Origin of the sequence: Micromonospora sp. NPDC047740 (assembly GCF_043204735.1) — a bacterium.
GTDB lineage: Bacteria > Actinomycetota > Actinomycetes > Mycobacteriales > Micromonosporaceae > Micromonospora.
This window is the reverse complement of the sequence record NZ_JBIDCT010000014.1, coordinates 41670-65889: the sequence shown is the minus strand read 5'-3', so window position 1 is coordinate 65889 and position 24220 is coordinate 41670. Positions and strand designations below refer to the sequence as shown.

The following is a 24220-nucleotide window of genomic DNA, read 5'->3' as shown; positions in this document are numbered from 1 at the left end:
CACCGCCTGGCGTACCCGGTTCGGCGGCACCCGTCGAGGTTTCTCAGCGGCTCACGTCGGCCGCGCGCCGCAGCAGCGCCCGCTGTTCCGGCTCGGAGCGCACCGCGTCGGCTGCCGCTCGGAACAGCGCCGCGGCGCGGTCCCGGTCGCCGTGCCGGGCGGTCAGCTCGGCCTCGGCGGCCAGCGCCGGCGGGTAGTTGTCCAGCACCCCGCCGGCGCGGGCCTCGGCGAGCAGCGCCAGCCCGGCCGTCGGACCGTACGCGTAGCCGTGGGCGACCGCCCGGTTGAGCCGGACCACCGGGGTGGGGCCCAGCCGGACCAGGTGGTCGTACCAGCTGGCGATGGCGGGCCAGTCGGTGTCGGCGGCGGTGCGGGCGGTGGCGTGGCAGGCGGCGATCCGGGCCTGCAGGGCGTACGGTCCGTGACCGGCGCTGTCCAGCAGCGCCACGCCCTCGGCGATGGCGTCCTGGTCCCACCGGGACCGGTCCTGCTCGTCGAGGGTGAGCAGGTCGCCGGCCGGGTCGCGGCGGGCGGCGCGGCGGGAGTGGTGCAGCAGGAACAGTGCGAGCAGCCCGGCCACCTCAGGCTCCTCCGGCAGCAACTCGTGCAGCAGCCGGGCCAGCCGGATGGCCTCAGCCGCGAAGGCCGGCTCGCCGTCGGCGTCGTACCCCCGGGTGAACAGCAGGTAGAGCACGGCCAGCACGCCGGGCAGCCGCTCGACCAGCGCGGGCCCGGTCGGTACCCGGTACGGGACGCCGGCCGTCGCGATTCGGGTCTTGGCCCGGGTGAGCCGGCGGGCCATGGCGGACTCGCTGACCAGGAAGGCGCGGGCGATGTGGGCGGTGGGCACTCCGGCGATCGTGCGCAGGGTCAGCGCGACCCGGTCCGGCAGGGCCAGCGCCGGGTGGCAGCAGGTGAAGATGAGCCGCAACCGGTCGTCCACCACGTCCCCTTCCGGTGGCGTCGGCTCGGGGTCGGTGAGCAGCGCCAGCTCGCGCAGCTTGCGGCGTTCCACGGCGGCCCGGCGCAGCACGTCCACGGCCCGGTTCCGGGCGGTGGTCATCAGCCAGCCGCCCGGATTTCCGGGTACGCCGTCGCGCGGCCACCGTTCCAGCGCCGCGGCGAGCGCCTCCTGGGCGCAGTCCTCGGCGAGGGTCCAGTCGCCGGTTACGCGGATCAGGGCGGCCACGATCCGCGGGTACGCCTCGGCACCCGCTGCGGCGACCGCCCCGGCCGCGTCGGTCACCGGCGTCAGTCCACGAGGGGGCGCAGCTCGATCCGGCCGGCGTACGCCATCGGGTGGGCGCGGGCCACCTCGACCGCCTCGTCCAGGTCGGCGCACTCCAGCAGGTCGAAGCCGACGATCACCTCCTTGGTCTCGGCGAACGGGCCGTCGGTGAGCAGCAGTTCCCCGTCGCGGACCCGGACGGTGGTGGCCGCCGACGGCGGCGCGAAGCGGCTGCCCGTCACGCGCTGGCCGTTGGCGTCCCGCTCGGCCACCCACTGCTCGATGTCGGGCGCGGCGCTGGGGTCCTTGTCCGGCTCGGTGTCGGTGCAGACGAGCATCATGTACTTCATCGTTTCTCTCCTCCGGTCGTGCTTCCATCCAGCCTGACGAACGCGGGCCGCGCATCCGGACAGCCGCGGGCGAAGAAATTCGTGGGTGATTTCCGGGCCGAGCCGGGGTACTGCTGGGCGATGTTCTTCATCTTCGGGCCCCAGGCCAGAGTTGACCGGTCCGGCGTTGTCGAGGACGGCTGCCACATTGTCACCCGCCAGCCGTGCACGCTCGGCCGCCGGCACCGGCGTCGCAGCCGGCCGCTCGCCGGTGCCCGGTCGCCCCGCTCGCCCGGGAACCGCGCCTCCGGCCGCTGAGCTGTGATCTTCCACCCCGTCGCGGATCTGTTTCCACGTGCGCGAATACGCTGGGACGGTCGTCCGAACGGGGAGAATCCTTGCGCCATCATCCGGCTGTCGTGCTGGTGGCCGTCCTGCTGTCCACCCTCGCGCTACCGGTCTCGCTGACCGGCGCGTCCGTCGCGCTGCCCGACATCGGCCGGGATTTGGACGCCGGGCTGGCCGGCGTGCAGTGGGTGGTGAACGGCTACAACGCCACGTTTGCCAGCTTCATGCTCGCCACCGGTGCGCTCGCCGACCTGTTCGGCCGCCGCCGGGTCTACGCCATCGGCGTCGCGGCCTTTGCCGCCGGCGGGCTGCTCGCCTCGGTCGCCGACAGCATCCTGCTGCTCGACGTCGCCCGCGCCCTCGCAGGGGTCGGCGCGGCGGCCGCCGCGACCAGCGCGTCCGCCCTGCTCGCCGGGACGTTCCAGGGCCGGGCCCAGGCCCGCGCCTTCGGCGTGTTCGGTACGACCATCGGCGTCGGCCTCGCCTTCGGCCCGTCGATCGCCGGGCTGCTCATCGAGGGTTTCGGCTGGCGGGCCGTCTTCGCCGCGCCGGCCCTGGCCGCCTGCGCGGTGCTCGCCCTGGTGCCGCTGCTGCCGGAGTCCCGCCAGCCGCACCCCGGGCGGGTCGACTGGCCCGGCACCGTGTCGTTCACCGCCGCGCTGCTGCTGCTCATCTTCGGTTTCGTGCAGGGCCCCGAGTACGGCTGGGCCGCCCCGGTCATCCTCGCGGCGTTCGCCGCCGCGGCGGCGCTGCTGGTGGCCTTCGTCCGGGTGGAACGCCGCCGCACCGATCCGATGTTCGATCTGGCGTTGCTGGCCAGCCCCCGGTTCCTCGGCATCTGTCTGGCGGCGGCCACCATCGTGGCGGTGCTGGTGCCGCTGCTGGTCTACCTGCCGTCGTACCTGACCACGGTGGTCGGGCTCAGCGCCGGCGCGGCCGGCGCCACGCTGATCCTGCTCACCGCCCCCACCCTGGTGCTGCCGCTGCTCAGCGGCGCGCTGACCCGGCTGGTCCCGGCCACCGCGGTCACCGTCGTCTCGGTGGCCGTGGTCGCCGTCGGCGCGGCCTGGGCCACCGTCCTCGGCCCGCACGCGGACACCGCGACGCTGGCCGGCCCGCTGCTGACCATCGGGGTCGGGGTGGGCCTGTCCATCGGGCTGCTCGACGCCATCGCCATCGGCAGCGTCGCGCCGGGGCGTGCGGCGACCGGCGCCGGGATGATCAACACGGCCCGGCTGACCAGCGAGACCGTGGCCATCGCCGTGGTCGGCGCGGTGCTGGCCAGCACCACCGCCGGGCGGCTCGCCGACCCGGGTTTCACCGGCGGGCTGCGGGTGGTGCTGTGGTCGATGGCCGGGCTGGCGGCGGCCGCCGCGGTGACCGTCGCCGTGCTGGTCCGCCGGGGCGCGGCCCGCGTCGGCCCGGCCGAGACGGTGACCGAAGCGGAGCCGGTCACCGGGCCGGCCGTCTAGCGCCGGTGGTGGCCCCGGCCGCCGGGGCGGTGCAACCAACCGCACCACTCGTGCGCCTGAGCTTCGACGTCCGAGCATGGACGGGACTGGAGCGGAGATGGCGGTAGGGACGGAGGTCGCCGAGCCGGTGTCGCTGGGCGAGGACGGGTTCAGGACCGTGTACGGGGAGCAGTTTCCGCTGCTCGTCAGGTTCGCGTACCTGACGACGGGGAGCGCGGCGGCGGCGGAGGACCTGGTGCAGGAGACCTTCGTGGAGCTCTACCGGCACCGTGACCGGGTCCGCGCCCCGGTGCCGTGGCTGCGGCGTGCGGTCGCGAACCGGTGCACCTCCTGGGTACGACGGCGGGTGCTGGAACGCCGCCACGCGTTCCGCGACCCGGACCCGCCGTACGCCCCGGCGTCGGCGGACGGTCCGGCGGTGCGGGCGGCCCTGCGCCGGGTACGCCCCCGCCAGCGTGCCGCCCTCTTCCTCCGTTACTACCTGGATCTGCCGGAGCGGGAGATCGCGGAGGCGCTCGGCTGCGCCCCCGGCACCGTCAAGGCGCTCCTGCACCGTGGACTCGCGACCCTGAAGGGGCAGCTCGATGTCTGACCGCGAACAGTGGACCCGGTCGGTGCTGGACCGGGCGCTCGCCGACCGGACCTTCCCGACCCCGCCCGTCGGCGTCGTCCTGGCACGTGCTGAGCGGCGGCCGGCACGTAGCGGCTGGCCGGTGCTGGCCGCCGCGCTGGCGGCGGCGTGCGCGCTGGTCGCCGGCTCCCTCGTCGGGCCGGTGAGCCGGTTGCTGTTCGGCGAGCTGGGGCCGGGGCGGCCGCTGTCCGGGATGCCCGCCGCCGAGCGAGCCGAGGTGGCCGCCCAGTGCCCGGTGTCCGGTCACGGCGACCGGCTGCTCAACTCGGTTTCATGGCCGGACGGTCGCCGGGCGGCGGCCGCGGTGAACGGCATGCAGTACTCCTACTGCGTCTCCGATCGCTCAGGAAAGCTGCGCCGTCTCATCGAGGGGCAGGTGGATCCCGGCCAGGATCCGCTGGACTGCGCGCCTCGTTCCTGCCGGTACGGCAGTCTGACCGGGCGGCTCTCCGCCCTGCCGGTCGGGGCGTGGGTCATCGCGCTGGGCCCTGCCCCGGCAAACGCGGTGCGGGTGCGCGGGCGCACCGACGCCGGTGACCTGGTCGAGGCGCCGGTGGTGAACCGCACCTGGATCCTGCGCGCCGACACCCAGACCCGGTCGAGCATCGACGTGCGGAGCGTGGACCTGATCGCCGCCGACGGCACGACCCTGTTCACCGTGCGCTGATTCGAGGGGCGGCTATCGTGGCCTGTCGTGACGGACACCGCGCAGCGCCTGGCCGAGATCCGGGGCGGTGTGCCGCCCCGACGGCACAACGCCCGCACCATCGCCGCGTTGACCGGTAACCCGGGCTGCACCCGGCGGGCGGTGCTGGACAGCGCCGGGGTGGACAAGCCGAAGCTGGCCGAGCGGATCGGCTTCCCGGCCCGGTTCGGCCAGTCCCGCTTCGCCATCACCCGGGGCAACGCGTTCGAGGCCCAGGTGAAGGCGGATGGTGGTGCGGAGTTGCTGCGGCTGGTCGCGGAGCGGCTGGGCGTACCGGTGCCGGCGGGCGCGACCTGGACGGACCTGGGTGGGGCCGAGGACCTGCCGGACCGGCACGAGCGGTCCCGGGCGGCGCTGACCGGCGGCGGCGAGCCGGCGTTGTTCGACCATCCGCTGCTCGGGCTGGACGTGGCCGGCCGGCGGGTGCACCTGGAACCGGACCTGGTCGCGGCCCGGCTCGGTGGCCGCTTCCACGTGGTGGAGATCAAGTCCTTCCCGGTGATCGACGGTCAGGCCGACCCGGCGAAGGTCTCCGCCGCCGCCATCCAGTCCGCCGTCTACGTGCTGGCGCTGCGCGAGCTGCTGGCCGCCGCCGGGCACGACCCGGACCTCGTGTCGCACGAGGTGGTGCTGGTCTGCCCGCGCGACTTCGCCAACCGGCCGGTGGCCAGCCTGCTCGACGTCCGTAAACAGCTGCTGGTGCTGCGTCGCCAACTCGACCGGATGGACCGGATCGAGGACCTGCTCGTCGACGTGCCGGCCGGCTTCACCGCCGACCTGACCGCCGACCCGGCGGCCCTGACCGCCGCGCTGTCCGGGGTGCCCGCCCGTTACGCGCCCGAGTGCCTGGCCGCCTGTGAGCTGGCGTACTTCTGCCGGCACGAGGCGCGCGGCCACACCACCGCGCTGGGGCGGCCGGTGCGGGAGGCGCTGGGCGGCATCGCCGACGTCGGGGAGGTGCTGGCGCTGGCCGACGGCGTGCGCGCCCCGGATCCGGAGCAGGCGGAGGCCGCCGCCCTGCTGCGCGCCGCCGCGCGCCTGCGCGCCGACGCCCTCGCCGGAGGCGCCGCATGAGTACGCTGCGCCGGCCCGCCCGGCCCGTCCCGCCCTGGAGGTCCCGGTGAGCACGCTGCGCGCCCTCGCCAAGGCGCAGGCGGTCGCCGCCGGGCTGGCCCAGCCGGTGGCCACCGTCCGGCACCTGCACCTGTCGGACCGCCCGCTCGTGGTGGTGCCCCTCGCCATGGCGGGCGAGGCCAACGCCCCGCTCGCCGCCATGGTCGGCACCACCCCCGACGAGGCGCGGCTGCTGGTGGTGCCGCAGCCCCGCAACCGCGACCAGCGGTTCGCGTTCGCCGCCGAGCTGGCCGCCATCGTGCTGCCGTACCTGGACTCGTTCCGGGAGGTCAGCGAGGCGGTGCCGGTCGATCGGGGCAAGGATGTGCGGTACCGGTACGTCGACGCGCCGCAGGTGCTGGTGCCCAACCCGGCCGGGATCACCTTCCTGCGGCTGTTCGGCCGCTCCACCCGGTTCCGCCGGCCGGACGGCGACTACCCGGTGCACCCGTCGGTGCCGCTGCTCGGGCGCTGGCTGACCTTCTTCGCCGAACGCGCCGAGCATCCCGGCTCGGCGGCGTTGGTGGCGATGACCGAGGCGTTGACCCTGCACTGGGCGACCGGGCAGAGCGCGGTGGAGGACCTGCACCTGCCGGCGCTGCTCGGCTGGCTCGACCCGCCGCCCGGCTCGACCGGCGCCGAGGCGGCCGCCGGGGCCGAGGATCCGGAGCTGTGTCCGCCCGCCGGCCCGGCGACCGACCCGGACTTCGACAACCGGCGGCTCGCCCCGGCGATGGCCGCGTACGCCGAGGCCGACGGCGACCCGGCCGCCCGGTCGGCGGCGTACGCGGAGCTGGAGCGGCTGCTGCGCGATCAGCTCACGCCCACCTGGGAGCTGATGTGGCGCGGCGTCGGGTTGCTGCGCGCGCTGCCGCCCGGCGCCCGGGTGGCCGGCCGGTGGGACGGCGACAAGGACGCCTTCACCGGGTACGCCGAGTACGTCGACGACGGCGGCGGGCCGCAGCCGCGCCGGGACGGGGCGGTGGCCGCGGCGGTGCGGCTGCACCGGCTGGAGCGGGCCCTCACCTCCTACGCGGTGCAGCGCGCCTACGACGACCCGCTCGTGATGGCCGAGCACCGGCTGACCGGGGAGGCGTTCGTCGGTGACGTGACCCTGGCCGACCCGAAGCGGGTGGACGACACCGGCAAGCGGCCGGTGCTGCGCCCCCGCATCCAGGTGGTCACCACCGAGCCGGTGCTGGTGCCGGTCGGGGCGACCCTCTACTCGCCGGCCCGGCCGGGTCAGAAGGCGAAGGTGGTCTTCCTGACCCCGGGCGCGGACGGGAAGACCGAGGTGGTGCTGGAACTGTCCGGTGGGATGGGTCGCGGGCTGACCGCGCCGCCGGGCACGGTGCCGGAGGTGGGGGAGCGGCTCTGCTTCACCACCCTGTCGGATGCGTTCCTGCCGGCCGGGAACTTCCCGGCCACGGAGGAGACGCCGTGGACCCACGGCGGCCCGCCGACCGTCGGGCCGGTGCCCGAGAGCGGCGACGGGGACCCGGCGGAGGAGTGGACCTGAATTCCAGGATGGCGCGATGAGCGGCGATCACGACCGGGTGCGGCGCAGCTACGACACGGTCGCGGCCGAGTACCGGCAGCGGCTGGCCGAGGAGTTGGCGGGCAAGCCCCTGGACCGGGCGTTGCTGGCCGCCCTGGTCGAGCTGGCCGGGCCGGGGGCGCCGGTGGCGGACCTCGGCTGCGGGCCGGGGCATGTGACGCACTGGCTGGCCGGGCGGGGCGTGCCGGCGGTGGGCATCGACCTGTCGCCGGGCATGGTGGCGCAGGCACGCCGCGCGTATCCGGGGGTGGAGTTCCGTGTGGGTGACCTGCTGCGGCTGCCCGCCGCGGACGGCGAGTTCGGCGCGGCGGTGGCCCTGTACTCGGTCATCCACCTCGCCCCCGACGAGCTGCGGCCGGCTCTCGCCGAGGCCCGTCGGGTGCTGCGGCCGGGTGCGCCGCTGCTGGTCGCGGTGCACCTGGGCAGCGAGGTGCGGCACCTGGACGAGTGGTGGGGGCACCGGGTGGACGTCGACTTCCACTTCCTCACCGCGGAGACGCTGCTCGGTGCCCTGCAGGACGCCGGGTTCACGATCGAGGCGCGTCTGGAGCGGGCGAGTTACCCGCACGAGGTGGAGACCCGGCGGCTGTACGTGCTGGCCCGTCGCCGTCCATAGCAGGAGCTGCTGTGTCTGGCGGAACGCGCGGGCCTGCATGAACTGTAGGCGATGCAGCGGCTGCTACGACTGGCGATGCGAGACGCTGACGCCGTCCGCGATGCGCCCGCAGGCCCACCGGCACTACGGTTTGACTCCTTCGTACGCCAGATGCAGCATCATGCCCTGGTCAGCATGGCTGAGGTTGTGGCAGTGGTTCATCCAGATGCCAGGGTTGGTGGCGTGGAATGCCACATCCCAGACCTCGCCCGGGCGTACGTCGAACGTGTCCAGCCACAGTGCACTACCAGTTGGCGCACGGCCGTCGCGGGCCAGCACGAGGACCCGGTGGCCATGCAGGTGCCAGGGATGGGTGTCGCGACTTCGGTTGACGACGGTCAGCCGGACGAGGTCCCCTTGGCGGACGACCTCGGTCGGGATGGACGGGAACGCGTGGCCGTTGACGGTGTACGCGTACTGCGGCCGGGCGCCGGACAGCGCGAACCCCCGGTCGAGTACCAGGGTGAAATGCCGGTCAAAGCGGCTGTGCCCGTCAAACGGGGTGGCGGCGGGGGCGCCGTACCGGGTCAGGTCGAGTTCGGGCCAGCCGGCGGTGTCGTCGGCCACCGCCGGTCCGCCGTCGGGCTCCGGCGCCAGCCGCAGGCCGCCGGCGCGGTCGTTGTCGACCAGCAGCGCCACCGGATGGTCCGGCGCCCGGTACGCCAGGTCGTAGCGGCCGCCTGCGGGCAGCCGCAGCCCGACCCGAGTCAGGTCACCGGGCCCGTTCAGCTCACTGCCGTCGGCGGCGACCACCCGGTACGGGGTGCCGGCCAGGGTGAACCGGTGCGGGGTGTTGTCGGTGTTGACCAGCCGCAGCCGTACCGGCGTGCCGGGCGCCACGCGATGTTCCATGGGCCGGTCGTGGCTGCCGAGGACGGTGGTGCCGGCGAAGGTGTGCACGGGCACGGTCATGTCCAGTCCCGGAGCCGGCGCCTCGCGCGGGGTCACGACGAGCGTCCCGTACAGCCCCATCCTGACGCCCCGGTCGGAGACCTCGTGGGTGTGGTACCAGTAGGTGCCGGCCTGGTTGGCGACGAAGCGGTACACGAACTCCTGTCCTGGCAGCACCGGATCCTGGGTCAGGCCGGGTACCCCGTCCTCACCAGCGGGCACGTCGTAGCCGTGCCAGTGCAGGGTCACCCCAGCGCGGATGTCCACGTTGCCGAGCCTGACCTCGATGAGGTCGCCCTCGGTCGCGGTGATCGGTGGCCCGGGGATTTGCCCATTGAAGGTCCAGGCGGCGACCTTGCGACCAGACGACAGGGTGACGGTGGCGGTTTGGGCGGTCAGCGTGAATCGACGCACCGTGCCGTCAACGGGCGGCGCAGCGGGGCCGCGCAGCATGGCCAGGGTAACCGCGTGCCCGTGGTGGTGGCCGCCGGTCGCAGCGCCGTCGGCGTCACCGGGCCGCACTGCCAGTCCCACTCCGACCAGCCCGACCGCGAGCGTCGCCGCCACGCCCGCGCGCATGCCCGGTAACGGTCCCCCTGGTGCCGCCACCCGCCAGGTCACCAGCGCCGCGGCACCGACCAGGGCCACCGTGACCAGCGCGACGCTCCAGGTCGCCGGGTAACCGATTAATACCGTGACGAGCAGGCCGGCGGCCGCGGCGTACCCGGCCGTCAACAGCGGGACGACGACGGTGGTGGGGTGCCCGGCCGGATCCTCCTGGCGGCGACGGCCGGCCGCCCGTATCAGGTGCGGGCCGGCCAGCACCGCGGCGGTCACTGCGGCGGCGCCGAGCAGTGGCAGGGCCAGCGTCACTTTCTCCTGCACGAACCACCAGCCGCTACCGGCGAGAGTGGCCACCAGGCCGACCCGGACGAGCGTGGCCAGCACCGCCACCACGCACAGGGCCAGCGCCGGGCGCGGCCGGCGGGCCGCGGCCGTCACGCCCGCACCCAGCCACGCGGCCGCGACCACCGCACCGGCCACCAGGTCCAGTACGAGCAGAAGCGCGGTGGTCACGCCGACGGTGCAGCGGCAGATCGGGCCGCGCCGGCCGGTTCAATTGTCCGTGCGGCGGCGGCCAGCAGCCGGGCCCGACGGAACACGACGCCCGCGACGGCCATGATGGCCAGCCCGTTGATCGCGTGCAGGCCGAGGATGGCCAACCCCGCCGGCGTGGTGGTGTCCTCGCCGCCGCTGACCGCACGGCCGAGGGTGACGATCAGAACCTGGACGAGCACCAGGCCGAGCGGCAGGATCGTCAATCCGACCACCTTGCCCGGTGCCCGGGCCACCGCGGCGGCGATGGTCGCCAGCAGCGACAGCAACGGGATGACCATCATGCCGGTGGCGTCGTGCAGGGCGAACGAGTCATCGTGCTGCGGTCTGGCGAAGGCGCCCACCGCGGCGAAGTAGAACTGAGCGAGGACGGCGAGCAGCAACAGAGCGCTGAGCCCGACGTACACCTTGCGCATGACGCACTCCCTTTGTCCTGGTCGTAGTTCCGGTCGACCCCACGGTAGGCAGCCCTCGGCGGGACGCACGTCCGCCTTCGAACGTATTGGCGGATACGTCAGATCGATTACGTCACCGCGGGGACATACGCCCGGCGGCGACGCCGAAGGTTGGTTTCCGATCAGGTCGTGAGGCCGTGGCTGCGGTACGTGTTTGGTGGAGCGGCCCGGGACTTCGGCCCCGGACGGGCTACGCATGGCCGGGTAGGCGGGCCGCCGCGACTACGTAGGCTGACGTACACCGGATTCAGCTCGCGAGCGGACGACCGGACGCCGCATCGCCCGCAAAATTTGGGCGGTCATGGACGGTTACCACGAGATGGCGAACCACAGCATGCAGCCATCCGTCGATCAGAATGCTGGTTCCTCACGATGAGCGTTTCACGAGACGACGCGCGGCTGCCCAGGCTGGGCGCGCGAACCCGCAAAGGCGTCTTGGTGGTCCACATCGCATCCGCCGGTGCGTGGCTCGGTGTCGACGTCGCGATGGCTGTGGTCATCTTCACGGCGGTGTTCAAACACGACACCGGTACCCGGGCCCTGTGTTACCAGGCGCTCCAGCTCTTCGCGGTCTGGCCGCTGTTCACCGCGGGCACCATCTGCCTCGCCAGCGGAGTCGTGCTCGGACTCGGCAGCAAGTACGGCCTGGTGCGGTACTGGTGGGTCGCCACGAAGCTGGCGTTGAACGTTCTGCTCACCGGGCTCGTTCCGCTGGCATTGCGGCCGGGCCTGTCGGGGTTGAACGAGCTGGGCCGGCAACTTGCGGCCGGGCATCTCGCAACAACTTCGGTGGGCAACATGATCTATCCACCGATCGTCTCACCGGCCGCCCTGCTCGTTGCTTTGGTGTTGGCCGTGTTCAAGCCGTGGGGCCGGATTCGCAGCGTCCCTCCCCGCGCCGGGCAGTGAGGTCAGGTACCGGCGAGCTGTTCCACCAACGGCGCGAGCTGTTCGAGGAACATCGCGCTCACGGTGATGTAGGAGATCCCGAGCGTGTCCCGACGTCGACGCAGGGTGTCGGCGACCTGCGCGGGCTTACCGACGAGAAAGGCCGTCCCGCCGAGCACTGCCATAACGCGAGGATCACCGCCGACCTGACGGGCGAGCCAGCCGTTGCCGGGCAGGTCCTCAAGCTCGCCAGCGACCGCCGCCACGTTGAGGGCCAGCTCGACGTCGTCGAAGCGGGCTCCGGCAAGGTCGGACAGCTCGTCGACCTTCGCCGCAAGCTGCTCCTCTGAGGTCTGTGGCGGTAAACCCAGCGCGACGATGTCCGCCTGCTGAGCGGCCAGTCGCAGCACCTGCGTCCCGTGCCCGGCGACCAGGATCGGCGGATGCGGCTGCTGAACCGGCCGCACGGGTCCGCCGTCGCTCGGTCGGCCGCACAGCTCCTCTACCGCGCGGATGGTGTCGGCGAGGCGCTGTACCCGCTCCCCCGGGGTGCCGAACCGCACACCCAGCCGAGCAGCGTCGTGCTGTGCGGCGGGTCGCCCCGCACCAAGGCCCAGCTCGAAGCGGCCGCCAGAGAGCAGGTCAAGGCTGGCCGACTCCCAGGCCACCGCAGCGGGCGTCCGGTTGGGCGCGCTCAGGACGTACGTGCCGACCCGCAGTGAACTCGTCGCGGTCGCCGCCGCCGCAAGCGCCGGAAACGGGGAGAGCGTCGCCTGGGTGTCGGGGATCAAAAAGGTGGCGTACCCGAGACTCTCGGCACGGCGGGCCATCGCCGCCCACGCCTGCGCGGTCGGTGCGAAGCCGGCGACGACGCCGAAGCGGAACAGACGATCGGACATGACGGATACTCCTTGCGGTGGCGCGGTTTTCGGCTGTTTCAGCAATGCTGTGGTGTGTCAGCCGCGCCGGCATCCTCCGAGAAGCGACCAATCACCTACGCCCGCCTGCGTAGAAACGGTGACGGGCGAGGAGGTTGCCGCGCGTCTGGTGATCAGCCCGGCGACCGCCCGTACCCACGTCAGCCGGGCCATGGTCAAACTCGGGGTGCCGATGCTCCTAGCAGGCCATTTGCCCGGACAGGAGACAGGCAATACCGAGACTGTCGTACGCGCCGGCGCGGGTCGACCGATCCGCGGTCAGCGGCAGCTCAAGGCGCAGATCGAGCACCTACGATCCGGCCGAGCCATGGTTGAGCGGCCGCAGCGGTGTACGCAGTGGTTGCGGGTGCCGACAATCAAGTCTGCTAGGGCGTGACCCCCTTGCGGAACGACCACGTCGGGACACCGGCCGTTGTGACGCCAGATCCGGTCCTCCGCAGGTGCAGTCCTCGTCGCTGATCTGCGTCGGCACGTAGTCACGCCCGCGAAGGCCCCAGGAGCTACCGCCAACCAGCGCCACCGCGCCAGCCTCCCACGCTACATACCCGCGTCAGCCCGTCGTCCAAGGCCGGAGCTTCTCGGGGTTCAGTACCGCCCAGATGTGCCTGATCCGGTCGCCTGTGACGTCGAATGCGAACACCGCCACGGTGACGCCATCTTGCTGAGCGACCAGACCGCACTGGCCGTTGACCGTACGCTCCAGCAATGTCATGGTGGTTGCCCTGTCGGCGAGGCCGACGAAGAAGTGCGCGACCTTCTCGCCGCCTTCGACCGGGTTGAGCAGGGCGCTGACGAGGCCGCCGCCGTCGCCCGTCGCCGTGGCGTCGGGGTCGAGCAGGCCGATGAGGGCGTCGATGTCCTTGGCTTCCCATGCCTGCTTGAAGTCTCTGACAATGCCGGCCCGCCGGGCTGTCGTAGTCGCAGGAGCCTGCGACGCGTGAATGCGACGGCGGGCCGAGGAAGCCAGCTGGCGGCATGCCGCCGGGGTGCGGCCGACGATGTCGGCTACTTCGGCGAAGGGATAGCGGAAGACATCATGCAGGATGAACACGACGCGTTCGGCCGGGGTCATCGACTCGAGTACAACGAGGAAGGCCATGTTGATTGACTCGTCGAGAGTGACCCGGTCGGCCGGGTCGGCCGTGGTGTCGCCCGGCCGCCCGTTGGCCCACTCGTTGCGTTCGGGCAGCGGCTCGGGGATCCATTGGCCCACGTAGCGCTCTCGCCGGGCCCGTGCCGAGCCGAGCAGGTCGAGGCAGATCCGGCTGGCGACGGTCGTCAGCCAGGCGCCGGGGAATTCGATGGCGTTCTGCTGTTGCCGGGACAGGGCGTACCAGCGGACGTAGGTCTCCTGTACCGCGTCCTCGGCCTCGGCGAGGGAGCCCAGCAGCCGGTACGCCAGATTGATCAGCTGACGCCGCTCGCCCGTGATCGCGCTCAGGCTCGGATCGGAACGACCGGGTTCTGGCTCGGACCGCGTGGTCATGGTCTCGGCTACTCCCCTTGTCGCATTTCCCTCATCAGTTCGACGAGACAGCACACCGAACTGTGAGGTGGGCGCGTCGCCTCACATTCCGAGGGGCTGTGTCGTCGTACTGCTGAGACGAACACCATCCAGTGAACAGGAAGTTAAGCGACATCATGAGCGGCTCATCCGCCCAGCGATCGCGCCTGGCCGGCACCCGACCACTCCTGGCGGCACCGACTGCACCGCCAGCGTGCACGCTTCCTGCAGCACCCTCCAACAGCCGCCTGGTGCCGTCGTACGCGCTGCCGCTGAGGCGGACGTCGTCGAGAGCAATCTATTCGCCCGCGCCGAAGGCATGCCGCTCCAGCTCCGTGCGATCGCACGGCACCCCGTCGCCCCGTCGGGACACCGTGGGCACCACCAGGCTGGCTCACCAGATCAGTTTCCCCCCTCGTCCCCGACTGGCCATCCGCTGTGGGATCGCTGATCGCCACCTGCGACATCGAGCCGAAGTCGCTCAAAACCTAAGGAGCACCCTTTATGAACATCGCTCTGTGGATCATTGCGGGAATGCTGGCCGTGGCTTTCCTGGCCAGCGGCGCGGTGAAGCTGATCCAGCCGAAGGAGAAGCTGCCCTCCAGCTGGGGATGGGTCGAGGACTTCAGCGCCGGCGGCATCAAGGCCATCGGCGCCCTCGAGGTTCTGGCTGCAGTGGGCCTGACCCTGCCCGCCGTGCTCGACATCACGCCGGTTCTGGTGCCGCTGGCGGCCGTCGGTTTGGTGGTGCTGATGGTCGGCGCGTTCATCGCGCACGTCCGCCGTCGCGAGGCTCAGGGAGCGGTGCTGACCCTGGTGCTGCTCGCCCTGGCCGTCTTCGTGGCGTGGGGCCGCTTCGGCCCCCTGTCCTTCACCGGTTGACCCAGCGCGGCGTTCGGCTGCACCCGACTCCGGCGGCATCCGCCCGCACCACCGGAAAGAACCGGAAAGGAAGCAAGCCGATCATGGAACCCGTAAACGCCGCCGCAATCATTTCCTACAGCTCCACATGCACCGTGCACGCCCTGGCACGGGCCGTCGCCGAGGGCGCGGAAAGGCCGGCGGACAGGTCGTCGTCGAGGCGGCCGTCACCTCGGTGAACCCGTTCGATGTGATGCTGAGCTCGGGCACGTTCGTGGGCAAGTCTGCCTCTCCGTGCGTGGCCGGCGCCGACGGCACCAGTTGCCGCCACGGCGGCGCCCGTCGCAAGACGCTCATCCGGATCTGATAAGGATGTCCGCCATGGTGCGCCGATCACCTCGATAACGCCGGAGGGACGGCACGACGTTAGCGCGGGCCGGTACTGGAGTCGATCGATTGTTCGGCTGAAATGTCGGCGATGTGTGCCCGGCGAGGCGAAGGCCAGTGGCTGGAGTGTCCCGCTCGTCTTGGTCGTCTATTGGCGGGCCATCCTCGACGACCTCGTCGGCGACACCGAGGAAGCCGCCCCGGACCAGGCCCGCTACGGGGTCCTGGTTGCCCTCTACCGCCGCCACGACACGCCGTCACCGACCTGATCCAGCATGGTGACCGACGCCGATCGGCTCTGGCGGCGGTACCGAGCGGTAGTTAGGCTGGCGGCGTTCGCCGTCCGCAACCGGTCCTCAACGTCGAGGGTGCGCGCACAGAGAGCCGGAGCGCAGTCGTTGTACCTCAGCAGGCCATGAGCCTCGCCGCCCCGGGCGTGGCCCGTCCCTCGATCTCCGGCCGCGTCGGGCTCGTCGCGGCCGCGTTCGTCGTACTCACCGAAGCCCTCTGGCTGGTGGCCGGGCTGCCCGGCGCGGCCCTGGCCAGCGACCTCGGCGCGATCGCGGTGGCGAGCTGGGCGGCGGTGGCCTGCGCCGGGGTGGCCCGGCGACACCCCGAGCCGCTGCAACGATTCTGGACGCTGCTGGCCGTCACCATGGCCCTCGCCGCGACCGGCCGGATCGTGTGGACGGTCGAACGGCTCGCCGGGCAGGACCTGCCGCACACCGCGCTCGTCGGCGGGCTCTTCACCGCCGGCATCGTCACCGGCACCGCCGCGCTGCTCTGCTCGCTGGCCGCCCCACGCAGCCTCGTCGGGCAGGCCCGCACCCTGCTGGACGGGGTGATCGTCGGGCTGGCCCTCATCCCGATCGCCTGGCTGGTGGTCTTCCGCGACATCGCCGCCGCCGACCTGGCCGACCCGCTGCGCACCTTCGGGCTGCTCTACCCGATGTTCGACCTGATGCAGCTCACCATCCTGGTGGCGGTCGCCGGCCCGGCCCGTCCGATGTGGCGGGCGCACACACTGATCGGCGTCAGCCTCGCCGCCCGGGCCATCGCCGACACCGTCTACGTCTCCCTCGTCGCACACGGCACCTACGCCCCCGGCCACGTGATCGACCTCTGCTGGCCGCTGAGCTACCTGCTGATCGGCGCCGCCACCCGGTGCCCCCCGCCGGCCGGCGACGACGGCGACGACGACGGCACCGAGTCGCCGCTGCCCCCGTGGTGGCGGGTCGCCCTGCCGTACCTGCCGGTGGGTGGGGCGATCGTCGCCGTGGTGCTCGGCCGGCGGCCCACCGGGCAGAGCCCACACCTGATCTTCGTGGCCATGATGGCGCTGCTCGGGGTGCTGGCGCTGCGGCAGGGGCTGGCCGCCAACGAAAATCTGCGGCTGGTCGGCTGGCTGCGCCGGCTCGCGTACTCCGACCAGCTCACCGGCCTGCCCAACCGGCTGACCTTCACCCGGCGGCTGCGCCGGGCCCTGCGCGACGGCGGCCCGGTCGCCGTGCTGCTCCTCGACCTGGACGGGTTCAAGCAGGTCAACGACCGCTTCGGGCACGCCGCCGGGGACCGGCTGCTGACCACCATCGCGGACCGGATGCGCGACGCCGTCGGCGCCGACGGGATGATCGCCCGGCTCGGCGGCGACGAGTTCGCGGTGCTGGTCGACCGGGACCGGCCGGTGTCGCCCGAGCGGCTCGCCGAGCGGCTGCTCGCCGCCCTCGAGCCGCTGCCCGGCGAGGAGGACCTCGGCGTGCACCCGTCGGCCAGCATCGGCATCGCCGAGTACGGCCCGCAGCACACCTCCCACACCGACCTGCTCCGCGACGCCGACATCGCCATGTACGCGGCGAAAGCGGCCGGCAAGTCCGCGTACCGGACCTGCACGCCGGAACTGCGCGAGTCGGCGGTGACCCGGGCCGAGCTGATCGCCGACCTGCGCCGCGCGGTCGACGAGGGGCAACTGCTCATGGAGTTCCAGCCGATCGTCGACCTGGCCACCGGGACGGTCCGCAGCGCCGAGGCGCTGGTCCGCTGGCGGCACCCCCGGCTCGGGGTGCTCCCACCGGCGAAGTTCCTGCCGCTGGCCGAGGAGACCGGGCTGATCCTGGCGATCGACCGGTGGGTGATCCACCAGGCGTGCCGGGCCGCCGCGACCTGGCGGGAAGAAGCGCCCGAGGTCACCGTGGCGGTCAACATCGCCGCCGCCCACCTGCGCCACCCCGACCTGATCGCCACGGTCGCCGCCGCCACCGCCGGAGCCGGCCTGCCGCCCCGCGCGCTCACCCTCGAACTGACCGAATCGGCGCTCATCGAGGGCAGCGAGACCGTGCTGGAGCGGCTGCGTCAGCTCCGCGACCTCGGCATCCGCATCGCCATCGACGACTTCGGCACCGGCTACTCCTCGCTCAGCTACCTGCACCGGATCCCGGCCACCGAGCTGAAGATCGACCGGTCCTTCGTGTCCCGACTGGATGCCGAGGACACCCGGGCGTACGCCACCGTCGAGATGGTCAACCGGCTGGCCGACGCGTTCGACCTGGCCGTGGTGGCCGAGGGGGTCGAGACCGGCACCCAGCACGCGGCGGTGACCGCGATCGGCTGCCTGCACGGCCAGGGCTGGCGGTACGGGCGGCCGGCCACCCTGGCCGAGCTGCGCACCATGCTCACCCCGATCGACGCCACCCGCTGATCGTCACCGACCCGTTACAGCCCCGGGTGGGGACGTTGACCCGGTGCCGGGACAGTGGACCCCATGGCCATCCGCCGCGCCGTCGCCGCGTCCGCCGCCGCGCTGCTCACCGTTCCCGCTCTGACGGCCTGCACCCCCGAAATCAAGGCGGCCACCGGGATCAGCGTGGACGAGTCCGGGCAGCCGGTGGCGATGGTGGCCTGGTGCGCCGCGCGCCCGCCCGACGTCGTGCTGCTCTTCGACGCCACGGCCGACGACCGGCACCCTCGGCACACCGAGTGGGACTGGCCCGGGCGCGAATACCGCGTACCGGACGAGGCGACCTCCCCGGCGACGGTGCCGCTGACCGGCTTCCCGCCGGCAAAGCTTCCGGTTGGCGTGGTCGACTTCGCGATGTACGCCGTCGCCGACGACAGCTCCTTCACCTCGCAGCGGGTGGGCTTCCGACTCGCCGACCTGGCGGGGCTGAAGCCCGGTTCGGTCCTGGTCACCGACTACCAGGACAAGGCCGAGTCCCTGCATGAACTCACCCTTGAGGAGTTCGCCCGGCGAGGCGCCGAGGAATGTTGACCCGCTGACGGTAGGTCGAAGGTCCCGGGTGGAACAGGGGGTTCGGCCCTGCTTCAGAGGCTGGGCCGGCGGTGACGATGAGACGGACATCGAGAAGCCGTCACCAGCCACACAGGAGCGGTCATGAAGCGCCGGACCTTGGATCTGCTGTTCAGCATCGGCGGGCTGGGCCTCGCGGTCCTGCTGCTCGTCGTGGGCATCGTCCTGACGACGAACGCCAAGTTTGCCAACACCTACGTGCACGACCAGCTCGCCGCGCAGCACATCAGCTTTAAGCCGGCCGATCAGCTGACCGGCGAGGAGAAGAAGTCGGACTGCCTGCGCGAGTACGCCGGCCAGCAGCTCACCACCGGCAAGCAGGCCGAGTGCTACGCCAACGAGTTCATCGGCCTGCACCTCAAGTCGATTTCCGGCGGCCAGACATACGCGGACCTGGGCAAGCCGGAGGCCGCGCTGAAGCAGCAGGTGACCCAGGCCGAGCAGACCAACGCCGCCAACCTGGCCGACCTGCAGAAGCAGCTCGCCGAGGTCACCGCCCAGCGGGAGACCGTCTTCAAGGGGGAGAGCCTGCGCGGCATGCTGCTGACCTCGTACGGGTTCAGCGAGTTCGGCCGCAAGGCCGAGCAGGGCGCCCTGGCCATGTACCTGGGTGCGGCGCTGCTCCTGCTGCTGTCGATCGCCGGCCTGGTGCACGCGTTCCGCACTCCGGCCAGCGAGACGTTCGCCGCGCCGCAGCGGGCCAAGGAGCCCGTCACCGCCTGATCCCCGACGTGATCGCCCCCGGTCTCCCTGATGAGGCCGGGGGTGATCAGCTTTTCCGGCACGCTGGGGTGAGGTGGGACGCAGAATCTGGCTTGACCCTCACGTAACGGTAGGCGGGAGCCTTGGCCGTGGAAGGGAGGGAACCATGGCTTACACGGTGGGTCAGGTGGCGCGGGCGGCCCGGGTCACGGTCCGTACGCTGCACCACTACGACGAGATCGGGCTGCTGTCGCCGAGCGGGCGCACCCCGGCCGGCTACCGCCGCTACTCAGAGGCGGACCTGGAGCGGTTGCAGGTCATCCGGGCCTACCGCGAGCTGGGGTTCCCGTTGGAGGAGATCGCCGAGATCCTCGACGACCCGGGCGGAGACCCGCTGCCGCACCTGCGCCGGCAGCACGAGCTGCTCACCGGGCGGATCGGGAAACTGCGGGAGATGGTCGCGGCGATCGAGCTCGCGATGGAGGCGAGAGCATTGAGGATCCAGCTGACGCCGGAGGAGCGGTTCGAGGTCTTCGGGGACTTCGACCCGGACGCGCACGCCGAGGAGACGGAGCGGCGCTGGGGCGGCACGGAAGCGTACCGGCAGTCGAGCGAGCGGGTCAGCCGGTACGCGAAGGAGGACTGGCTGCGGAACAAGGCCGAGAACGCGGACTGGGGGCGGCGGCTCGCAGACCTCATGGCCTCGGGTGCCCCGGCCGACAGCCCGGAGGCGATGGCGCTGGCCGAGGAACACCGGCAGCTCATCACCCGCTGGTTCTACGACTGCACCTACGAAATCCACACCGGGCTGGCGGACATGTACGTCAGCGACCCGCGGTTCACCGCGTACTTCGAGAAGATCCGGCCGGGAATGGCCGCGTACCTGAACGAGGCCATTCACGCGAATGCGATCAACCGGGCCTGACCCGGCCCGGGTGCCAGGATGGGCCGGACGGCTCACCCACGGGAGGTCCTGTTGATCATCGTCGCCGGAACCCTCTACGTCGATCCCGCCGAGCGGGACGCCTACCTGGCCTCCTGCGTGGCGGCCGTCCAGGCGGCCCGCTCGGCGCCCGGCTGCATCGACTTCGCGGTCAGCGCCGACCTCGTCGAGCCGGGCCGGATCAACGTGTACGAGCGGTGGGAGTCCGACGAGCAACTGCTCGCCTTCCGGGGGTCCGGCCCGGCCGAGGAGCAGGTGGCGGCGATCCGGGGCGCCGAGGTGCACAAGTTCCGCATCGCGGGGGTCGAGGCGCCCTGAGCCGGGCGCGCACGGCACGGCGGTGACGTAGTGCCGGCGAGCCTTCGCCCGGCGGGCTGGCACGGGAAAGCAACTACTAGTCGCTGCTCCTCCTACGGGGCTACGGCGGGCCGTTTCCGCCGGACGAACGGATCCTGTCCCTCTACCGGGTGGTCTGGTCGCTGATGGCATTGACGGTGGAGTGCGGCGCGGGAGGTGACTGGGTCGCCGGCTACGTCTCGACGGTGCGACGCGAACTTGCCTTTCTGCGACAGCTCGTGGTCAGGGAGGCCACACGTGATCCCAGCGCCGCCAGGATTCGGCGTTCGTGAGTGGTGCCGGTGCGGCGAGCAGCGCGACCACGGCTATCACGGCCTTCGGTAGTCGTCCGTGCCCCGGCTCAGCTTGGAAGTGCGGCGGGTGGTGGTTCCGGTGGCAGGCTCGGGGCCAGTCGCCGCAGCGACGAGAATGTCGGCACCAGCGCGTCGTACAGCTCGGAGAAGAGCGGCAGGAGGGTGGCGTAGGTGGCGGCGGCGGTCGGTTCGGGGTGTACGGTTTCTTGGATCTTGACCAGGTCGGCGGCGACGTCGATCGATTCGATGAGGCCGAGTGCCTGCATGCCGAGCAGCGCGGCGCCGAAGCTGGATCCCTGGTGGCCGGCGGGGAAGCGTACCGGCATGCCGAGGGCGTCGGCGAGGATCTGCCGCCACAGCGGGCTGCGGGCGAAGCCGCCGCTGGCGCGGACCTCGCGTACCTCGTTGCCGGCGGCCCGGACCGAGGTGAGGACCAGGGCGAGTTGCTGGCAGACCCCTTCCAGCGCGGCTCGGACGAGGTGTTCGCGCCGGTGGCCGTGGGTGAGCCCGACGTACGTGCCGCGGGGCACCGCGCTCCAGTGCGGTGCGCGTTCGCTGAGCAGGTACGGCAGCATGATCAGCCCGCCGGAGCCGACCGGTGCCTGGGCGGCCAGTTCCAGCAGTTTTTCCTCGGCGTGTTCGCCGAGTTCGGGGGCGAGTGCTTCGCCGGCCCACTGCAGGACGATGCCGCCGTTGTTGATGGCGCCGCCGACCACCCAGCGGTTCTCGGTGAGGGCGTAGCAGAAGACGCCGCCGAGGGGGTCGACGCCGGGGCGTTCGACCATCACCCGCATGGCGCCGCTGGTGCCGATGGAGCAGGCCACCTCGCCGGGGTGGACCGCGCCGAGGCCCAGGTTGGCCAGTGGTCCGTCGCCGGCGCCCACCACGATCGGGGTGTCGGCGGGCAGGCCGGTGGCGGCGGCCGCCTCGGCGGTCAGTCCGGGCAGCACGTGGGTGGTCGGTACGAGTTGGGGGAGTTGCTCCTCGGTGATGCCGGCGATGCCGAGCGCTTCGGCGTCCCAGGCCAGCTGTTGGATGTCCATCAGGCCGGTGGCGGAGGCGAGCGAGTGGTCGGTGACCAGTGCCTCGGCCAGCCACCGCAGCACGAAGTCCTTGATGCCGACCCAGTGTGCGACCTGTTCGAACAGTTTCGGTTCCTGCTCGGCGAACCAGACCAGCTTCGGCAGCGGTGCCATCGGGTGGATCGGTGTGCCGGTGCGCCGGTGGATGGTCAGGCCGGAGGGTACGGCGCGTAGCCGTTCGGCCTGGCTGCTGGCTCGGGAGTCGGCCCAGGTGATCGACGGGGTGAGCGGGGTGCCGTCGGGGTCCAGCCCGATCAGGCTGTGCATCGCGCTGCTGAAGGACAGCCCGGCGACCGGTCCGGGCAGTTCGGCGACCACGGCCCGGATCGACTGCACCACCGCGTCGAAGATCACCTGTGGGTCCTGCTCGGCGTAGCCGGGGTGCGGCTCGTTGAGGTGGTAGCTGTGGGAGTGGGCGACGAGTTGCCGTCCGCCGGTGTCGTAGGCGACCGCCTTGGTGCTGGTGGTGCCGATGTCCACGGCCACCACGACGGTCGGTTCGCCCACCGGTTCACCTCCTCGCCGTCGCCTCACGGCCCGTTGCGGCTGACGTTACCGACGGTGCGATCCCCTCGTAGGGCGAAGCGGGGCAGCCGAGACCGGGGGGAGCCGACGGTGGAGCTTCGGCCTAACGTGCTGGTCAATCACCCGATCGGCTGGATTTGCAACTTGCGCGTGTCTTGATGCCCCTCTGCGGCAGTTGACATGAGTGACACCCCGGTGGGCTCGCGCGGCGGAGGAGTCGGCGTGGCGATGACTAATTCGACGGGTTCCACGTGGCGGTACCGGTGGGCGCACCGGCAGAACGAACGGCGGCTGCGGCTCTTTCACGCGGCCGACGAGGCGTGGCGACGGCGCGACGAGGAGTTGCGCCGGCTGCGTAGCCTCGCCGCGTCCTTCCACGGCTCCGCCGACGCGGGCACCGGTCTGCCCATGGAGCTGGCCCCCGGTGAGGTGGTCTTCTGGACGCTGCCGGCCGCGCAACTGGTCGAGGTACGGCACACCGCCGTGCTGCCGGCCCCCGAGCTGACCGTCGAGCCCGACCCGCCCGAGCTGCGTCCCCGCCGCCCCGAGGGGGTCCGGGCCGTCGACGCCGGGCTCGCCGTGCTGACCAACCGACGGCTGGTGCTGCTCGGCGGGCGCGGCCGGCGCGACTGGGCGTACGGGAGGATGACGGGGCTGTCCCACGATCCGGGCGCGCCGGTGACGCTGATCCAGGTCCTGGACCGGCGGCGCACCTCCGGCCTGATGCTGCCCACCGGCGCGGTGCCCGACTTCCGGTTCAAGCTGACCCTGGCCTTCGCCGACGCGATCGAGCAGCGGGCCGCCGTTGTCGCCCAACTCGACGAACTGATCGGAGAACATGCGGCGGCCCGGCCGGTCCGGCCCGCCATCGCCACGCCCGGGCAGGCCCGGATCGCCGCGCTGGTCGGCCCGCGTGCCGTCGCGGTCGGCGTGGCCGTCGCGCTGATCGTGCCGGCGATGCTGTTCAGGTCCAACCCGCCGGGACGTGCCGGCACGGAGATGGCCTCCGCGGCCACCTCGGCGGCCACCCCCACACCCACACCCATGCCCCCGGTGATCGCACCCGCGGTGCGGATCTCGCCGACCGCCGCGCCGGAACCCCGCCACAGCCGCACCAAACCCACACCGACACCGTCGCGGGTGCCGAAGCCGGCCGAGCGGCGCTGCGGCGCCCCGGTCAACCCCTTCGGGTACGACTTCTGCGGCGGCTCCCGGATCCGCAAGCCGGCCCGGGGCGTCTGCGACTGGTTCGACTGTGTCCCCCGTTTCTGGTCCGGAACGGGCTGGCTGGTGCAGTGCCGCGACGGCACGGTCAGCCTGTCCGGCGGGCAGCGGAACGCGTGCGCCGGCCATCTGGGCTTCCGCCGGACCGTCTGGAGCTGACCGCTCAGCCGAAGTCGGGCACGGTCAGCGAACCGTCCGGGCCGAGTGCGAACCCCGGATTCCAGGCGATCTCCCACGCGTGGCCGTCGGCGTCGGTGAAGTAGCCCGCGTACCCTCCGTAGAACGTCTCCCGAGCCGGGCGGGTGACCGTCGCCCCCGCCTCGGCTGCCTGGTGCAGGATCTCGTCGACCTCCGCGCGGCTGCGCACGTTCTGCGCCAGACCCAGCCCGCCGAAGCCGTCCGCGCCCCGGTCGGTCAGCCCCGCGTCCTCGGCCAGCTTGTCGCGCCCCCACAGCACCACCACCAGCGCGCCGGCCTGGAAGAAGACGGTCTCCTGCACCTCCTGGCCGCGCCAGCCGAGCCGTTCGTAGAACGTGCGGGCCCGGGCCAGGTCGGCCACGCCGAGGGTGACGATGTTGACGCGTTGCTCCATTCCCGGACCGTACCGTCGCTGCCGCCGGCGGGGTGGCACCTGGTTCGATGTCGCATCCACCGATCGGCCATCCGGAACGAGCCGAAACCCCTCGATGTCTGAGCGTGTCCATCACGGA

23 protein-coding genes and 1 pseudogene are annotated in these 24220 nt (G+C 72.3%); 16 read left to right on the top strand and 8 right to left on the bottom strand.

Annotated elements, in window-relative coordinates; genetic code table 11:
• Window positions 1–43: 43 nt before the first annotated feature.
• Entirely contained in the window at window positions 44–1246 is a 1203-nt protein-coding gene (locus ACGF4F_RS24985; RefSeq protein WP_357436759.1) for a sigma-70 family RNA polymerase sigma factor, read from the bottom strand.
• Between the two features lie 5 nt (window positions 1247–1251).
• A complete protein-coding gene (locus ACGF4F_RS24980) occupies window positions 1252–1578 on the bottom strand; it encodes a YciI family protein (protein ID WP_357436762.1) in 327 nt (108 codons plus the stop codon).
• 377 nt (window positions 1579–1955) lie between these two features.
• Between ACGF4F_RS24980 and ACGF4F_RS24975 the strand changes: the two genes are divergently transcribed.
• The 6 genes from ACGF4F_RS24975 (at window position 1956) to ACGF4F_RS24950 (ending at window position 8001) form a co-directional block, all read left to right on the top strand.
• Complete coding sequence (locus ACGF4F_RS24975) at window positions 1956–3377, top strand: MFS transporter (protein WP_357436765.1); 1422 nt, start codon at window positions 1956–1958, stop codon at window positions 3375–3377.
• A 97-nt stretch (window positions 3378–3474) separates the two neighbouring features.
• Window positions 3475–3969, top strand: coding sequence for a SigE family RNA polymerase sigma factor (locus ACGF4F_RS24970; RefSeq protein ID WP_357436768.1), 495 nt, complete (start codon window positions 3475–3477; stop codon window positions 3967–3969).
• Entirely contained in the window at window positions 3962–4675 is a 714-nt protein-coding gene (locus tag ACGF4F_RS24965; RefSeq protein ID WP_357436770.1) for a hypothetical protein, read from the top strand. The genes ACGF4F_RS24970 and ACGF4F_RS24965 overlap by 8 nt, the downstream gene beginning before the upstream one ends.
• A gap of 27 nt (window positions 4676–4702) precedes the next feature.
• The gene (locus ACGF4F_RS24960) at window positions 4703–5788 is read left to right on the top strand and encodes a hypothetical protein (RefSeq protein WP_357436773.1); all 1086 of its coding nucleotides are present in this window, start codon (window positions 4703–4705) and stop codon (window positions 5786–5788) included.
• A gap of 46 nt (window positions 5789–5834) precedes the next feature.
• A complete protein-coding gene (locus ACGF4F_RS24955; RefSeq protein WP_357436776.1) occupies window positions 5835–7346 on the top strand; it encodes a hypothetical protein in 1512 nt (503 codons plus the stop codon).
• Between the two features lie 16 nt (window positions 7347–7362).
• Window positions 7363–8001 carry a class I SAM-dependent methyltransferase gene (locus tag ACGF4F_RS24950; RefSeq protein ID WP_393080710.1) on the top strand — a complete coding sequence of 213 codons (639 nt, stop codon included), beginning with the start codon at window positions 7363–7365 and terminating at the stop codon, window positions 7999–8001.
• A 123-nt stretch (window positions 8002–8124) separates the two neighbouring features.
• On the opposite strand, the gene ACGF4F_RS24945 is transcribed toward ACGF4F_RS24950, so the two are convergent.
• Together ACGF4F_RS24945 and ACGF4F_RS24940 are read right to left on the bottom strand one after the other, a co-directional pair.
• Window positions 8125–10008, bottom strand: a complete 1884-nt coding sequence (locus ACGF4F_RS24945; RefSeq protein WP_357436781.1) for a multicopper oxidase family protein — start codon at window positions 10006–10008, stop codon at window positions 8125–8127.
• Complete coding sequence (locus ACGF4F_RS24940; RefSeq protein ID WP_357436784.1) at window positions 10005–10463, bottom strand: DUF6220 domain-containing protein; 459 nt, start codon at window positions 10461–10463, stop codon at window positions 10005–10007. The genes ACGF4F_RS24945 and ACGF4F_RS24940 overlap by 4 nt, the downstream gene beginning before the upstream one ends.
• Window positions 10464–10874: 411 nt before the next feature.
• Between ACGF4F_RS24940 and ACGF4F_RS24935 the strand changes: the two genes are divergently transcribed.
• Window positions 10875–11411, top strand: a complete 537-nt coding sequence (locus tag ACGF4F_RS24935) for a hypothetical protein (protein ID WP_357436787.1) — start codon at window positions 10875–10877, stop codon at window positions 11409–11411.
• A 2-nt stretch (window positions 11412–11413) separates the two neighbouring features.
• On the opposite strand, the gene ACGF4F_RS24930 is transcribed toward ACGF4F_RS24935, so the two are convergent.
• Entirely contained in the window at window positions 11414–12334 is a 921-nt protein-coding gene (locus ACGF4F_RS24930; RefSeq protein WP_357436790.1) for a TIGR03621 family F420-dependent LLM class oxidoreductase, read from the bottom strand.
• Window positions 12335–12419: 85 nt separating this feature from the next.
• On the opposite strand from ACGF4F_RS24930, the pseudogene ACGF4F_RS24925 reads away from it, so the two are divergent.
• Window positions 12420–12494: pseudogene (locus ACGF4F_RS24925) on the top strand (DNA-binding response regulator); the annotation flags it as partial.
• A gap of 384 nt (window positions 12495–12878) precedes the next feature.
• On the opposite strand, the gene sigJ reads toward ACGF4F_RS24925, so the two are convergent.
• On the bottom strand, window positions 12879–13814 hold the full coding sequence (sigJ, locus tag ACGF4F_RS24920; protein WP_357436792.1) for an RNA polymerase sigma factor SigJ: 936 nt from the start codon (window positions 13812–13814) through the stop codon (window positions 12879–12881).
• A 522-nt stretch (window positions 13815–14336) separates the two neighbouring features.
• Between sigJ and ACGF4F_RS24915 the strand changes: the two genes are divergently transcribed.
• From ACGF4F_RS24915 to ACGF4F_RS24885, 7 genes are all read left to right on the top strand, one after another.
• A complete protein-coding gene (locus ACGF4F_RS24915) occupies window positions 14337–14714 on the top strand; it encodes a DoxX family protein (RefSeq protein WP_357436795.1) in 378 nt (125 codons plus the stop codon).
• A 506-nt stretch (window positions 14715–15220) separates the two neighbouring features.
• Window positions 15221–15349: a hypothetical protein gene (locus ACGF4F_RS24910; protein ID WP_357436801.1), complete on the top strand. Its 129-nt coding sequence runs from the start codon at window positions 15221–15223 to the stop codon at window positions 15347–15349.
• A gap of 146 nt (window positions 15350–15495) precedes the next feature.
• Complete coding sequence (locus ACGF4F_RS24905) at window positions 15496–17775, top strand: EAL domain-containing protein (RefSeq protein ID WP_357436803.1); 2280 nt, start codon at window positions 15496–15498, stop codon at window positions 17773–17775.
• Window positions 17776–17838: 63 nt separating this feature from the next.
• Entirely contained in the window at window positions 17839–18345 is a 507-nt protein-coding gene (locus tag ACGF4F_RS24900; RefSeq protein WP_357436806.1) for a hypothetical protein, read from the top strand.
• A gap of 123 nt (window positions 18346–18468) precedes the next feature.
• Window positions 18469–19107, top strand: a complete 639-nt coding sequence (locus tag ACGF4F_RS24895; RefSeq protein ID WP_357436808.1) for a hypothetical protein — start codon at window positions 18469–18471, stop codon at window positions 19105–19107.
• Window positions 19108–19252: 145 nt separating this feature from the next.
• Window positions 19253–20011: a MerR family transcriptional regulator gene (locus tag ACGF4F_RS24890; RefSeq protein WP_357436810.1), complete on the top strand. Its 759-nt coding sequence runs from the start codon at window positions 19253–19255 to the stop codon at window positions 20009–20011.
• 51 nt (window positions 20012–20062) lie between these two features.
• The gene (locus ACGF4F_RS24885; RefSeq protein ID WP_393080701.1) at window positions 20063–20347 is read left to right on the top strand and encodes a putative quinol monooxygenase; all 285 of its coding nucleotides are present in this window, start codon (window positions 20063–20065) and stop codon (window positions 20345–20347) included.
• Window positions 20348–20726: 379 nt separating this feature from the next.
• Here ACGF4F_RS24885 and ACGF4F_RS24880 read toward each other — a convergent pair whose 3' ends face one another.
• On the bottom strand, window positions 20727–22268 hold the full coding sequence (locus ACGF4F_RS24880) for a gluconokinase (protein WP_357436816.1): 1542 nt from the start codon (window positions 22266–22268) through the stop codon (window positions 20727–20729).
• A 240-nt stretch (window positions 22269–22508) separates the two neighbouring features.
• Here ACGF4F_RS24880 and ACGF4F_RS24875 point away from each other — a divergent pair, with 240 nt between their 5' ends.
• Window positions 22509–23669, top strand: a complete 1161-nt coding sequence (locus ACGF4F_RS24875; RefSeq protein WP_357437170.1) for a hypothetical protein — start codon at window positions 22509–22511, stop codon at window positions 23667–23669.
• A 4-nt stretch (window positions 23670–23673) separates the two neighbouring features.
• Here ACGF4F_RS24875 and ACGF4F_RS24870 read toward each other — a convergent pair whose 3' ends face one another.
• Window positions 23674–24102, bottom strand: a complete 429-nt coding sequence (locus ACGF4F_RS24870; RefSeq protein ID WP_393080697.1) for a VOC family protein — start codon at window positions 24100–24102, stop codon at window positions 23674–23676.
• Between the last annotated feature and the right edge of the window lie 118 nt (window positions 24103–24220).